12 protein-coding genes are annotated in these 13,936 nt (G+C 56.8%); 10 read left to right on the forward strand and 2 right to left on the reverse strand.

Annotation, left to right across the window (positions count from 1 at the left end; translation table 11 throughout):
• Positions 1–27 precede the first annotated feature (27 nt).
• The 5 genes from J3U88_RS31380 (at position 28) to rfaE1 (ending at position 3,029) form a co-directional block, all read left to right on the forward strand.
• Positions 28–366, forward strand: coding sequence for a hypothetical protein (locus tag J3U88_RS31380; RefSeq protein ID WP_207862980.1), 339 nt, complete (start codon positions 28–30; stop codon positions 364–366).
• A 288-nt stretch (positions 367–654) separates the two neighbouring features.
• Complete coding sequence (locus tag J3U88_RS34845) at positions 655–984, forward strand: twin-arginine translocase TatA/TatE family subunit (protein WP_207862981.1); 330 nt, start codon at positions 655–657, stop codon at positions 982–984.
• Position 985: 1 nt separating this feature from the next.
• Positions 986–1,798 (forward strand): twin-arginine translocase subunit TatC, encoded by an 813-nt coding sequence (gene tatC / locus J3U88_RS31390; protein ID WP_207862982.1) that lies wholly within the window; start codon positions 986–988, stop codon positions 1,796–1,798.
• A gap of 15 nt (positions 1,799–1,813) precedes the next feature.
• Positions 1,814–2,017, forward strand: coding sequence for a hypothetical protein (locus tag J3U88_RS31395; protein ID WP_207862983.1), 204 nt, complete (start codon positions 1,814–1,816; stop codon positions 2,015–2,017).
• 4 nt (positions 2,018–2,021) lie between these two features.
• Complete coding sequence (rfaE1, locus tag J3U88_RS31400; protein WP_207862984.1) at positions 2,022–3,029, forward strand: D-glycero-beta-D-manno-heptose-7-phosphate kinase; 1,008 nt, start codon at positions 2,022–2,024, stop codon at positions 3,027–3,029.
• A 117-nt stretch (positions 3,030–3,146) separates the two neighbouring features.
• Here rfaE1 and J3U88_RS31405 read toward each other — a convergent pair whose 3' ends face one another.
• Positions 3,147–3,611, reverse strand: a complete 465-nt coding sequence (locus J3U88_RS31405) for a hotdog fold domain-containing protein (RefSeq protein ID WP_207862985.1) — start codon at positions 3,609–3,611, stop codon at positions 3,147–3,149.
• Positions 3,612–3,980: 369 nt separating this feature from the next.
• Here J3U88_RS31405 and J3U88_RS31410 point away from each other — a divergent pair, with 369 nt between their 5' ends.
• Positions 3,981–4,262: a hypothetical protein gene (locus J3U88_RS31410; protein ID WP_207862986.1), complete on the forward strand. Its 282-nt coding sequence runs from the start codon at positions 3,981–3,983 to the stop codon at positions 4,260–4,262.
• A 767-nt stretch (positions 4,263–5,029) separates the two neighbouring features.
• On the forward strand, positions 5,030–7,465 hold the full coding sequence (locus J3U88_RS31415; protein ID WP_207862987.1) for a pre-peptidase C-terminal domain-containing protein: 2,436 nt from the start codon (positions 5,030–5,032) through the stop codon (positions 7,463–7,465).
• A gap of 711 nt (positions 7,466–8,176) precedes the next feature.
• Here J3U88_RS31415 and J3U88_RS31420 read toward each other — a convergent pair.
• Entirely contained in the window at positions 8,177–9,442 is a 1,266-nt protein-coding gene (locus J3U88_RS31420) for an MDR family MFS transporter (RefSeq protein ID WP_207862988.1), read from the reverse strand.
• A 622-nt stretch (positions 9,443–10,064) separates the two neighbouring features.
• On the opposite strand from J3U88_RS31420, the gene J3U88_RS31425 reads away from it, so the two are divergent.
• The 3 genes from J3U88_RS31425 to J3U88_RS31435 all read left to right on the forward strand — a co-directional run bounded on the left by J3U88_RS31425 (position 10,065) and on the right by J3U88_RS31435 (position 13,933).
• The gene (locus tag J3U88_RS31425; protein WP_207862989.1) at positions 10,065–11,459 is read left to right on the forward strand and encodes a hypothetical protein; all 1,395 of its coding nucleotides are present in this window, start codon (positions 10,065–10,067) and stop codon (positions 11,457–11,459) included.
• Between the two features lie 61 nt (positions 11,460–11,520).
• Positions 11,521–12,570, forward strand: a complete 1,050-nt coding sequence (locus tag J3U88_RS31430) for an ARPP-2 domain-containing protein (protein WP_207862990.1) — start codon at positions 11,521–11,523, stop codon at positions 12,568–12,570.
• A 919-nt stretch (positions 12,571–13,489) separates the two neighbouring features.
• Complete coding sequence (locus J3U88_RS31435; RefSeq protein WP_207862991.1) at positions 13,490–13,933, forward strand: tellurite resistance TerB family protein; 444 nt, start codon at positions 13,490–13,492, stop codon at positions 13,931–13,933.
• Positions 13,934–13,936: the final 3 nt, after the last annotated feature.

The following is a 13,936-nucleotide window of genomic DNA, read 5'->3' on the forward strand; positions in this document are numbered from 1 at the left end:
AGAACCGGAACCAGGGTGATTCGGTGGGTGAAAGGTGTCGTGGCAGGGCAAAGAAGCCATAAATCTAAAAACGTCATTGAAGCAGAACCACGGGGCGCGGTGCTGCTCGTGGTTCTTTCGCCCAGAGCGGGAACATGGGCGAAATCCCAAGCACCGTTGATCGGAAAAGCAATCCTTCACACGGCAACTGGGCTAAACCCTCGATCTAAGCGGGAAAAAGAACCAGACATTATTCCAGAAGGTAAAGAGAACCCTTCAGGAGAAAAGGATGAGGTGTGGTATCCATCACGGAAAAGTACGGATGGCAAAACTTTCTCACAGTTGGCAAAAGGTGTCAAGAATCCGACTTTGACTGGTTTGGCGTAAAAATGTGGCCCAGATTATGGTGAAAAAATTAAAAGGTCCGTAATTAGTGGCGGATAAGTATGGCATGTTTTGTGACAGGAGTACTTCTTAACAGCATCCTTTTTTTTGGGCCGTCGCTCTGTGAGCCGGCCCACCTTTTGGGGGTTTTGCCGGCCGGCGGCATGAGTACCCCCCCCGGCAATGCCCTTCGTCGCGGACTTTTCCCACCCTTTTTCGTTCATTCCTTCTTTGTGAACCGGGTTTTGGGGTAAAATCCGGTGCTTTGCCATTTGTCCTTGAGGAGCGTCCATGTTCGGCCCAGTTGGTTTACAAGAAATTATCGTCATTCTGTTGGTTGCCTTTCTCGTTTTCGGCCCCAAGCGGTTGCCTGAAATCGGCCGTTCCCTCGGGCGCGGCTTGCGCGAATTCAAGAAGAACACCACCGGTTTGGTTGATTCCATTAGCGACGAACTGGATAAACCCGTTCCGCGCGCCAACCAGGCCAACCCGGTCCCGCCTCAAGCACCGCCCACCCCGGCACCGACCCCGCAAAAGCTGGTCAACAACCCGGTCACCCCGCAACCCAGCGACCAGGTAGAAGAAGTCGTCATCAATCTCGACGAGGAACAAAAGAAATAACATGACCGATCCCAATGAAATGGGGTTCTTCGACCACCTGGAAGAGCTTCGCAACCGCCTCATCAAAAGTGTCGGCCTCTGGTTGATCGTTTTCGTCATTTGTTTCATCTACGCCAAGCCGATCTTCGCCTGGCTGGCCGAACCCTTGGTGGAAATCTCCAAGTCCGAGCACCTGTTCGCCGCGACCCGCTTCGAGGAACCCTTCCTCGCCAACATGCGCGCCGCCTTCTGGACCAGCTTGATCCTCTCCAGCCTGATTTTTTTCTACCACTTCTGGGGCTTTGTGGCGCCCGCGCTCACCAAAGAAGAAAAGTGGTTCGCCATTCCCTTCATCATCTTTATGGCGCTGTTTTTTATCGCCGGCTGCTGGTTCAGCTTCGAATACGTGTTTCCCTACGCGCTCAGTTATTTAATGGAGTGGAACGCGGGCGAACTCAACGCCTTCACCCGCTCCAGTTACCTCCACATGCTGTTCCTCTTCGTGATGGGCATGGGTGTTTCCTTCGAACTGCCCCTGGTCCTGCTGTTCCTGGCCAAGGTCGGTCTTGTCACCAGCGGCTTTTTGCTGGACAAGTTTCGCTACGCGGTGGTGATCATCTTCATCGCCGCCGCGATTATCACCCCGACACCCGACCCCTTCATGCAAACCTTCCTCGCCGCGCCGATCCTGCTGCTGTACCTGCTGGGTACGGGCCTGGCCTGGCTGGTCCAAAAGAAGGACGAGGAAGAATTTGAGGCGATGGTGCAGGGCGCCGACGGCGATTCAGCCGAGGATCAGGACGGGACGCCGATCTCCGAAGATTGGCAAAAATAACCCCACGAGGCCTTTTTGATGGACGTCAACGAATTGGTGCCGCTCCTGCGCGCACCCGGCTGCGGCGAGAAGCTGCGCCTCCAAGAACAACGGTTGGTTTGCGAAACCTGCGGGTTCGCCTTCGAAACCGACCCCCACGGCATCCACGTTTTGTTGCCGGGGCAAGCGGCCGAATGCACGGCCGCTGAACAAAGCCGTAAAACCAACCGCGAAGGATAAGGAAATGGAAGATTTAACCGCGCTCAACAAAACCATCGACCGCTTTGGCCAGGCCCGCATTGTGGTCGTCGGCGACATGATGCTGGACCGCTTCATTTGGGGCAAGGTCTCGCGAATTTCACCCGAGGCGCCCGTGCCGGTGGTACAGGTCACCGAGGAGTCGGCCCACCTGGGCGGCGCGGCCAACGTTGTGTGTAACCTGGAGGAATTGGGTTGCAGCAGCGTGCCCGTGGGTTTGGTGGGCACCGACGCCACCGCCGCTACTTTCCGCGGCTTGTTGGGCCAACGCGGCGTGGATCTGTCCGGCATTGTGGCAGACGATGCCTTTACCTCAATTCAAAAAACGCGCATCATCGCCCAGCGCCAGCAGGTGTGCCGGGTCGACCGTGAGGGCGAAAACGTCTTTACCGAGGCCCAACACGAGAAAGTGCGCGCCAGCTTGTTTGCGCAATTGGCTGCCGCCGACGCGGTGATTGTCAGCGATTACGGCAAAGGCTCAATTACGCGCCCGTTGTTGGAAGAACTGACCGCCAAAGCCGGCACCAAAATCATCAGCGTGGATCCCAAGGAAAACAACTACGACCATTACCACGATGTGACCATTTTGACGCCCAACCGCAACGAGGCCGAGGGCATGGCCGGCGTGCGTATCAAAGATGCGGAGAGCTTGCGGCAGGCGGCGGCATCGATTTTCGGCAAGCTGTCGTGCCGGTTGTTGCTGATCACCTTGGGCGAGCACGGCATGGCCTTGTTCCACGCGCCGGACGACATGGTGCACATCCCAACGCAGGCGCGCGAGGTTTTTGACGTGAGCGGGGCGGGGGACACCGTCATCGCAACCTGGACCTTGGCGCGCGCGGTCGGCGCCACGCCGCGCCAGGCCGCCGTGTTGGCCAATGCCGCCGCCGGCGTGGTGGTGGAAAAGCTGGGCACGGCCACGCTGAACCGCGACGAGTTACGCGGCGCCCTGAAGCGCTGGAACCAAAGCGACAACCGCAAACCTTTTGTGTAGGGACCGCGCGTTCCTCTGCCAAAGCCCAAGAAAATCCCATCCACCAGCTGGATGATTTTGCCCCACTTGCTACCGAGCCAGGAAAAACCACCTGAGGGCGCGGGTGTCTGGAGCGGACTAGCGCTTGGGGCCGATGCGCCAGGTGGCTTTGGCCTTGGAGACCACGTCGCCCGCTTCGTCGGTGAGGATCGATTCGATGATCATTTCACGGTCGGCCGTGATGCGCGTAATTTTTTCGCATTCGCAGGTGGCCGTGAGCGTGCCGCGCGCTTTTTTGGTGTATTCGATGGAGAGGCCGGTGATGATGGCGCGGGCGTCGGGTGGGAGTTGGGCCGTCATGGCCAGGCCGGTGACAAATTCGGCCAGGTTCATTTGGGCCAAGGCGTGGATTGAGCGCAGGTGGTTGCGCACCGCGCGGCGGTCACGGATTTGGGCGCGCGCGTAACCGGGGCGAATCTCTTGGACGCGGGGTTTCACCGAGCCGGTGTAGGGCACCTTGATGCCAATCATTTTGCTGAACAGCCACTTGCCCGCGGGTACCTTTTGCATTTTTGTCCACAGGTCCAAAATTTGATTGGCCATCCCGCGCCTCCCTTACTAGAATTCAATTCTACGGCATTATGCCGTATGCCGGGCCGCGGCGGCAAGGGGAGATTTGAGTTGGAATCCAGGGGTCTTGTGATGCCTGTCACGGAAAAATCCAGGTTTGGGGCCCGCGCTTAGGTCCGCAATCAAAGACGAAAAACGGTTATATGCACTTAATTTGAGAGATTCTTGTGAAAAAAAGCGGTGCAACCTTTGAGAAATCGCCTATATTAAGGAGCATCTCCCTTTTGAGTCAATTTGCCCGTGGTTTATGCGTTGTCCGAGTTTTGCGGGCGCGCCAACATCAACCATTACCCGTCGTTTTCCAGTGGTGCGACCGCTGGGCGACCGCGTGCGAGGTGTAGCATGAGTGAAGTTTCCGACGTCACATTCAGTTTAAGGGACCAAGCATTTCTTAAAGAACTGGGCATCAGTTGCATGGCGCCCGGCCTTGAATTTATGTTGCGAGAACACGAAGCAGTTAAAAACGCCGAACCCGAACTCAACAAACGCGCCGAGGGTTACCAAAGCCTCGATCTGGACCAAGCCACCCTGCAGGCCCTTAGCGAGGAAACGGGTGAAACAGTTGAAGAAATCCGCAATCGTCTGTCTTTAATCCGCGATTTGAAAGACCCGCGGCGAGGCTAGTTTGAATGGGGCCGGTTTTCCATTCTTTGGAAGGCTGGTTCCGGTTTTGCCGCGTTGTTCTCGCTTTTTTTACAGGATAGGGAGATCGGAGGATGCGACCGGGCATGGTTGCCCTTGGTCGCCGCGCCTTCGGCCGGACGGCCGGTTCCCGACCCGGATAAAGCCGCCGCTTCGTTGGATGTTTGTTGCGGATGGGTTGATTCAGTTTGTTTCAGGTTAAACCCTTTTCGTCAGGTGTTTCACTGATTCTGTTTTTGTGCTGGGAACCTTAACTTTATGTAATGCCGCGCTCTTTTTTTTTCGGGAGCCGCGGCTTATTTTGTTTTTGTGGATGTGTCTTTGGTGACCGCCATTTTGCAGATCAACCATGTGGGCACCTTGACGGCGTGCAGCCGCTGCCTGGGCGGAAGCCCGCTTTTGAAGGTTCAAGGTCGGGGTAAGGGATGGGTTGGATCATCCCGCGATGGGTTGAATGTGACCAATGTAACGTCCGTGTAAAGTAATTTAGCGATCTTTGTTTACAAAAGAAACACTTGTGATATATCATTTCCATGCTAGCAACCCCCCGTGCCTGGTATCCGGCATTCTGCTGCCTGTTTCCCCAACCGGCTCGCCCATCTGAGCCGCTTATTCGCTGACCTTTCGATTCATCAGCTTTCTATCAAATCGGCGTGCTCTCGGCCGTTGCGGTACCCATCTTGCCGTTTCGGTCTCGGTCTGCCCGCGTTAGGCGGGGTGCGCCTTCTTGTTTTCTTAGAGGAGAGAACATGTTTTCCTTTTGTTTTAAACGGCTTATCTTTGCCGTCCTGCTTGCTTCCAGCTTGGTTTTGTTCGCACAAAGCCCTGTTTTGCTCAACAACGATCAACCCATTACCGGGCTTTCCGCCGCCCAAAACCAAACCCTGCGTTATGCGATTGATGTGCCTGCCGGGGCACAAAATCTGGAAGTCGCCATCAGCGGTGGCTCAGGCGATGCCGATCTTTACCTGCGCTTTGGTCAAGCACCCACCACCGAGGTTTATGACTGTCGGCCCTGGGCCAACGGCAACACCGAAAGCTGCACCGAGGCGGCACCCCAAACCGGTCGCTATTACATTAATATTGTTGGCTACAATAGCTTTAACGGCCTTTCCTTGGTAGCCCGCTACGAGGGCGCCGTCTCATCCGGTTTGCAAAACGGCGTGCCGGTTACCGGTCTGGCCGCGGCGCAGGGTGAAGAACAGGTTTTTTACCTGGATGTACCCGCCAACGCCGCAAACCTCAAGGTCGCCTTAAGTGGCGGCAGCGGTGACGCGGACCTTTACCTGCGCTACAACGAGGCGCCCACCACCACCACCTACGATTGCCGCCCCTGGCGAACAGGTAACACTGAATCATGTGAAGAGGCTTCGCCCAATCAGGGTCGCTATTACGTGATGGTACGGGCGTACAACAGCTACCAAGGCGTTCAGTTGTTGGCGAGCTTCGAAGCCGACGGCGGCCCCGGCGGCTGTGAACCCACCAGCGACAACGCGATTAGTCTGACCATGCTCGGCAACGGCCAAGTCAACGAGTTGACCTACAGTTCGTGGATCCGGTCCGGCGGTGATGTGGCCGTCGATTACGTGATGGAAATCTGCCAACAACCCCAGTACGGCGTGGTCAGCGTCCGCGGCGAACCCATCGTGCTCAGCAACGGTTTCGACCAGGCCTTTGATTTCTCCTACACCCATCTGGGTCCCCGCGCGAGCAACGACGATCAATTCGCGGTGCGCATCAGTTCCAACGGCAACACCACCGTCGCCGTGTTTGACCTGCGTCTCAACAACCCCACCGTGGAACACCCCGTACAGCCGAGTTGTGCCGACATCGACGTCGACAACGACGGTGACGGCATCCCCGATTGCGCCGAACAGCCGGGCCGTACTTTTTATGGGATGCCCCTTTATGATTGGGGTGCGCGCCAAAACCAAACCGACATCTTTATTGAAGTGGATTACATGGCCGTTCACACCTTGCGCGATTACGACGGCAACGTGATGACCGACAGCGACGGCAATCCATTGCAGGACCACGGCACCCAACCCTTGCGCGAAAGTCTGGATCGTGTCGTTGAACTCTTTGCGGCGCGCGGTTACGCGGTTCATTTCGATATCGGTGACTTGTACGACCAAGCACCGGGCTTGGATCCCGCCGATTACGATTTGGGTGGCGGTCAAGCGGTGCCGTTCCAAGAGTACGTCCACCTCAACCGCTGGACCGACACCTACAACGGCCGCGAAATCAATGTTCCCGGCATGACCGAAGACTTTATGCCGCAATACTTTGAGAACAATCCCGAACGTTTGCGTGCCTTTTATTACCTACTGGTCGCCAATTCCCAGGGGGGTTCCAACCGGGGTTCTTCCGGCCAGGCGCCCGATTTGATGGATTACTGGTTTTACTTGTCCATGGGTGGTTCCCGCTGGCGGATGGACGATGACACGCCCGAAAATCGCAACATGTTGATCAACGCCCATGCCTCGACCATCGTTCACGAGTTGGGCCACGTGATTGGCTTTGCCCACGGCGGTGACCCTGAAATCCCTTACGATCAAAGCCAGAACCTGAACTTCAAACCGAACTACATCAGCAGCATGAACTACCTGTTCCAATTGCAGGGTGTGCCGCGTGATTACAGCAACTACACGTTGTTGGACAACATTCTCGACCGTTACCAGTTCGAGCGTGGCCGTCAAGGCGTTGAGCTTTGTACGGATTTGCTGCGGGAGCGCCGTCCCGATAACAACAGCTGGGGTCGTTTGGTGAATGGGATTTTTAGTGATCCATCGCAATTTCACATCGACTACTCGGATGGTGACAAGGCGCCCATCGATGAAAACGCCGTTTCCGAGAGCGGCACCTTGGGTGGTCTGGATTACGACTGTGACGGTTCGGTTAGCGGCGCTAACGGTCGTTTTGATGTCAACTTCAGCAACACCTACGATGTACTGCACGATTACGACGATTGGGGCAACCTAACCCTTTACTACCGATACCTGAACTACCGCAACGGCAAGTACTTGATCTCCCCGAACCGCGATGCGGAGCGCGCGCGTTCGCCGGGTGAAGTAATCAACCAATTGGACTTGTCGGCCCGCAAAGACGACAAGCCGGTAGGTGTTCAGGAGTGGGTACCGCCGATGTCGTTCTTTGAGGCGATCCACGCCCAGCAAAAACGTTAATTCTCCAGGACCGTGCTTTTGGCCGGGCTCCCTATTCTCCGGGGGGCTCGGTCATTTTTTATTTAGGATGGTTAGGGGATGTTTCGGATCGCGGATTGGCTGCTCGGCTCTTTTGCGACCAACCTTCAGTTGGTCGGGCGTGTTCCCGCCGCGGATGAAGCCGTAACTTCGGTTGTTTGAAGATGACCTCTGCACTTCGTTGCTTTTTGATCTCACGACGTGCCATGAAGAGGCGCTAGAACCTATGCCCAGACCCGTGCAGCGCAAGTGGCGCTAAAAAATGGGTGGGGCCCGACCGAGCTTGCTCGGTTGGGCGGGCCCGATTTTTTAGCGGAGCGGTCCTTGACTCGGGTGGTGACGCGCTAAGCTCAATGCAGGCCGGCGGGGCGAACGCTTCACTCACATCAGTTTTTCCGTCGGCCGTGGCAATTGCCGGCGCGTCGGCCCCACCCGTGTCAAGGATGCGCGGTGGCGTTCCTAAACAGCCGCGTCGTCATCGCCAAGCGCTTCTACCCAGCCCGTGGTGGTGGGGTTCCCAAACAGCCGCGTCATCATCGCCTTTCTTATCCGGTGCTGACTACGTCGGTCCCGTGTCTCGAGCCTTCATCAAATTACCGCTGCCGGTAAAACCCAAACGTGGATCCAAAAAAAACGGCACCATCCGCAAACAATAGCCGTGGATGATGCCGTTTCAAGTTCAAGTTTCAGGTTTTAGTGGCAGGAGGCCTCCGCGGGGAGCGGTTCCGCCGCGGCTGCGCTGGGTTGTTCCTTGCCGTTCCAGTGTTTGGCTAGGTAGACGGCGGCAACCCAAATGATCACACCTACCAAGCCGACACCGATCCAAAACGCAACCGGGGTAACCCGTTTCTGGATCCACAGCCCAATAGGGGGACCGAGCAGGAGGCCTACCGAGGCCGAGGCCGCGTACACGCCCATGTACTCACCAGTTCGGTTACCCGCCCGCGCCGCCGCGATGGTGTTGGAAAAGGGCAGCGAAAGCATTTCACCGGAAGTGAACACGATGGTGCACACGCTTATCCACAGGAAGGAACCATCGATCACCATCATGGCCAGACCCAGGCTGAACAGGAAGGCGCCGACCCCGAACAAACGGATGTGGTTAAAGCGTTCGATGGTGTGGACCAACGGCATTTCAAACAGCAGGATGACCAGGGAGCTGATGGAAAAGATGTACCCGATGTCGCGTTCGGAAAACATCAGGTCGGTTTTGAGGTACAGCGGCAACGTGCTGAAGAATTGGAAGATGATCACGAAAAACAGCGTGACCAAAACCATAAACGCCATGAAGGGGCCGTCGCGGAAAGGGGCGCGGCCGAGTTCCGCGGCGCTTGCAGCAGCGTCTTTTGCCGATTTGGATGTGGGTGCGTGGTCGAAGAAGAAGTGGACCATCACCATAAAGGCCAAGGCGGCAAAGATACAGGTCAAACCGTCGACCAAAAAGATCAGGTTGTAATCGGCCTCGGCGAGATGGCCGCCGACCGCGGGGCCGATGCCCATGCCGAGTGTGCCCGCCAATCGCAGCATGGTGAAGGAGCGGGTGCGGTTCTCGTCCGTGGTGCTTTCGGCAACGGCCGTCATGATCGCGGGTCGGAAGGCGTCGGCCAAGAGGCTGATCACAAAACAACCCGCGGCAAGCACGGCAAAACCTTCGAGGAAAAGGAAGCCGATAAAGCCGAGGCCCGCGCCCAGCAGGGTAAGCGTAATGACGCGGATGGCGCCGAAGCGGGCCGTCAGTTGGCCGCCCAGGTAGGAGCCGGAGACCGAGCCGAACCCGAAGGCGAGGAGCATCAAGGCCGCCTGGTCCTCATTGAGACCGCGGCTTTGGGTGAGAAATAAGGTCAGGAAGGGGAGCACCATGGTGCCGGCGCGGTTAACGAGAAGAACAAGCGCCAGAATCCAAACGGCTCGTGAAACGCCGCGATAGGTATCGCGGTACCATATTAAAAGTGCTTTCAATTCTCACCCCCAATCGCGAACAAAGGGTTCGCGGGAGAACAAATGCTGTGGTTGTGGTTGGTTCAAGAAGGTGAGTCGGCAAACCATCGTGAAACCGTATTTTAAACGACAAGATGACGCCTATCTACCCTCAAAAATTTGTAAAAAAGATCCGAAGAAACCCAGTTTCTTGGATGGTCGGGCTAGAGCAAGGTGCGCGCCGGCTCGCGGGAACCGGCTCAGGACATTGGGGCGCAAAGGCTCAGCGAAAGGGCGTGTGGCGAGGGTGGAAAATATTTCCAGTTAGGCTATCTAGAATTATCTCGATATATCGTATCTAATACCACAGGGTCCCCTCTGACAATGGCTGTCGGCATGCCGACATTTTTGTCTGGTATGTTTTTGTTGTATTTGAACTTTTTAGGACACGGCTAATAGCTTGAAAAAGGAGGGTTAACCCTATCTTCTCTACGTGGCTTAGGTTAAAACCCGCAACATGGCAAAGTTGGCACCGCCTATGCAAAAGCCTCTAGCGCCGGATGTGGGACTTCCACCGCGACTTCCGAACTTAGGCTTGTTACCCTTCCGTGGCGCGTCGCGGCCTTTCGCCCCATCCGGTTTTCAACGTTTTGCGGGGGTTGCCATGAACCATTCAGACCAAACAGCACGTGAAGACGTCGCCCTGTTTTTGAATGCCTGTATGGCCGCTACCCACGTCGCCGACGCCCTTGTGTTTTTGCACCGTTACGTTTGCACCCATTACCGTGCCCTCTACGCCCGCGTTTTGGCTTTGCCTATCAACGATACCAACCGCTTGTTGATTGTCGCTCAATTGTTGCGCCATGGTCGCGGGATCAACGCACGCCAACGCGCTCTGGAGCATACCCTGATCACCCGCACCCTCCAAGAAGTCCAGGTCAACCGTGTTTACCGTTGCTTTTATGATCTGTGCCGTGCCGGCGTGAACAACCGCCGTACCCGCGCGGTCATGCGTGCCTTTCTTTTGGCGCGGCCGGATTTGGCGTTTCACGCGGTGAAATACCGTTCCAAATTGAAGCGCATCATCACCCACAACCACATCAAGGTCAGCGCGGAAATTTACGATTACCTGTGTCGCGGCGCCCAGGGCCGTCCCCGTTGGGAAACGCCGCTGTTCGAACGGGTTCGTTTGGTTCATTTCGAACGCGCCGCCATCTATGATTTACCGCTGGCTATTGCCGAAACCCTTGCCGCACAATACGGCATCCCGCGCCGTCGTTTTTTGGAACACATGAAGGACCGTTTGACCGCCAAGGAAAAAATCCGCCTCAACAACAGCATGACCCGCGAGAAGGTGCGTCACCAGGACCATCTCCTCAAGGCGCCGTTGATGCAAGCCGCCAACGCCGCGCTGGCGATCCCCGCCGCCGAACGCTTGGCCGACCGCGACCGTTGGGAGTCGATCCTGAGCCATGCCGCCAAACGCTTGGCCGCGAGGCTACAACGTCGCTTCGGTAAGGTGGCCCTGGTCATCGACAACAGCGATTCCAGTTTCCGCCTTCGCGACGCCGCCAACCGTTCCCTTGCGGTGGGTTTATCCCTGGCTTACGTGTTGCCCCATGTCGCCGAGCAGGTTCGCTTGTTCTGGACCCGTCCCGTCAGCGAACCCATGGCCGCCGAACCGCTCGGTTTAACCAATCTCGCGATTCCCGTGATTGACGCCCTTCAGAGCGATGCCGATACGGTACTTATCGTTTCCGACGGGGACGAAAACGTGCATCGCGGTGGCGCGGACCTGGCCGTTCGGGTTGCCCGTTGCGCGGCCGCACCGGGTCGTTCCATCCAGGTTTTCCACCTTAACCCGACTTATGACGATGCCGCGCTGCAACCCAAAGCCCTGGGGCCGCACATCACCACCTTGGGTTTGCGCGATCCGCGTTACTTTGATTTTGGCCTGGAATGTGCCTTTTTCCAAAAGGGGCGTCGTTCGATCCAGGACCTCATTCGTTACCTCGATCAGGTCGCGGCCCGTTGGTCCGATTTTGAGCAAAGCGCTTAACCCCCATGCGGGTTAAGCCATCGCCGCCACCCAACCCATCCCACGCGAGAAGGAACAGTCAATGAAAGCCAAAAAAGCATGGTTCGATTACCACCAACCCACCTTGCAAGGCGTCCACGTGGCCGGTAGCCAGGATTGGGGTTTGTTTCGGGTGGCCGCGTTGGTACGTGATCAAGCGCTGGGCGCGGGCGCCATGGTGCGTACCGGCAAAAAAATGACCGGCCCCTTCATCCGTCCCCACGGCATGATCTTCAACAACGACGAAGGTTGGTGGCAACGGCTGACCACCGAACTGTATGCCGATCCCTGCCGGGTGCCGGATCAATTGGTCGGCATCGTGCGTTTTGACGACGCCGCCCGCCACGCCCTGTTCCACAGCTACCGTCGTTACAACGAGGAACCGTTGCTCGGCAAGTCCCAGCGTCTGCAAAAAGAAGTGACCCCGCCCAACCCATACCATCGCGGTGAAAAAGCGATGATCCAGTTGGTGGAACACTTCGAATTGGTGGAAAACCAAATCGGGGCGATGTTGTTCATGAACGACCGCCTTTACGCCACGCTGATTCTGCCGGACCCCGTGTCCTATCGCCAAATCCACCCCATGTTGGTGATCCATGTGTTTGGTGAAAGTTATCGGTGGCAGGGGATTGGCGATGAAATCCCGGAAGAGCGGCTCGCGATCAAGGCCGAGGATGTCGCCGATTTGGCCCAACTCAAAAGCATGTTGCAGGCTGAGGAACGGGAAAACAACGCCTTGCTGGATTTGTACCGCCAAATGGATACTGCTGATTGGCACTTCCGTCCCGCGCAAGCTGTCAAGAAACCGGAAGGCTTGCGTCTGGAGGCCGCGTTGTTTATCACCCAACCCGCGCCGACCGAGGATGCGTTTGTCGGTGAGTGGATCGTGGACGGCGAGGGCAACACCTGCTACTTCAAAAGCACCTTGATGGACAAATTCTGCCGCCGCCAAGTCCCGCTACTGACCAAGATTGAAAAGGCCGGTTGGCGGCGCAAGACCCTGCTCCAGATGGAGGCGTGGACCGAGGCCGACCTGGCCAAGCAATGCAAACTGGCCGGATGCTGCCACCTACTAAGGGACGGCTACCTCTAAAATAAGCCGGCCGGGGGAGCCAGGTGCCTTATTGGCCGCGGTTGGTAATTGTTATTTCTCAGGTACCATGAACGGGCCGGGGGCAAACCCAAAATCGTTTCCCGGCATGTTGTCCCCTGGGGATCAACAGCATCCTTGACCAATCGGCTTATGGCGCTGATTGGGGCTTACGCCGACGAGGAATTACTGGAATTGCGAAACAGGAGCCTCGTCGGCCAACTTGATGATAGCGCCAACGCCGATTCCTCAAGGACCACTCCAGGAAAAATAGGTCCCTCCCACCGCTGCTTCGCCGCGGCGGGCCCCTCCCATTTTTCCTTCCGTTTGCTTCGGTAGCATGCGGGCGGTTTTCCGCCTCTGCTGGAACCCTGGATAAGGACACTCGGCGAGAGAGGCCTGCTTCTTCCCGAAGCGAATGGCTTAAAACGCCAAAATCGGCCCCCCAGCCAATCCAGTCAAAAACCAGACCAATGAAGCAACGGCATCATCCGCGGCGTTACCCTTCAAAAAGGGGAGGCACGCAAAACCGCCATCCTCAACATCGCAATATCCTGCTAAAAAAGACGAAGCAACCCCATCACCCAAGGCACATCCCCGCAAAAAAGGGCCCCACCTCCAATTGCCCACCTAGCCAATCGCCCACCCAAATCCACGACACGAAAACAAGCGTGCCACCCAACCATCCTCGCCCGGAATTACCCTTTTGTGAACCGGTTCGCGCCCAACCCGCTTGTGTCCCCATCCACAACCGCATCCCGCGACATGGAGATACCCGTTATCCGCAAATCCTCGTCCACGGGAAGGTGATCCAAGCCGTTTATCCACAACCTTTTGCGGCGAGAAAACAGGATGCGGGTGAAGAATGTCGCCGAGCGGTTTATAATCGGGGCATGCTTAACACATTCAGGAAGGAGCCATTATGGTTGAGAGTTTTGTGAATGAATTGTCCGGGCGCCAAAAGCGTTGGTTCGCCCACGCGATCGGCGGCATGATTTCCGCCGACGGCAAGGTTGCCGAGGGCGAGAAAGAATACCTGCGCGAGGCGATTTCGTTTTTAGACGACACCAAAGACGTCACCGACATCCTGCACGAGGTAGACAAGGGCGATTTGCCCGAGCTCAAACCTTTGGCCGTCGGTCGTGAGCTGGGTTTCCACATGTTGTCGACCTTGGTGGTGATCGCCAACGCCGACCGTGAGTTGAGCCAGTCGGAACAAGACTACCTGCGCAAAATCGGGACCTTGCTGGAGTTTCCCGCCGACTTTGTCGAAGACGTGGTTAAGTGGGCGCAAACCTTGGTAAAGGCCGCCGCGGAAGAACACCGTTTGGCGCAACGTGCGATGTCCCTTTCCATGAACAGCTAACCC

It is taken from the genome of Acanthopleuribacter pedis (assembly GCF_017377855.1).
In the GTDB taxonomy this organism is placed as follows: Bacteria; Acidobacteriota; Holophagae; order Acanthopleuribacterales; family Acanthopleuribacteraceae; genus Acanthopleuribacter; species Acanthopleuribacter pedis.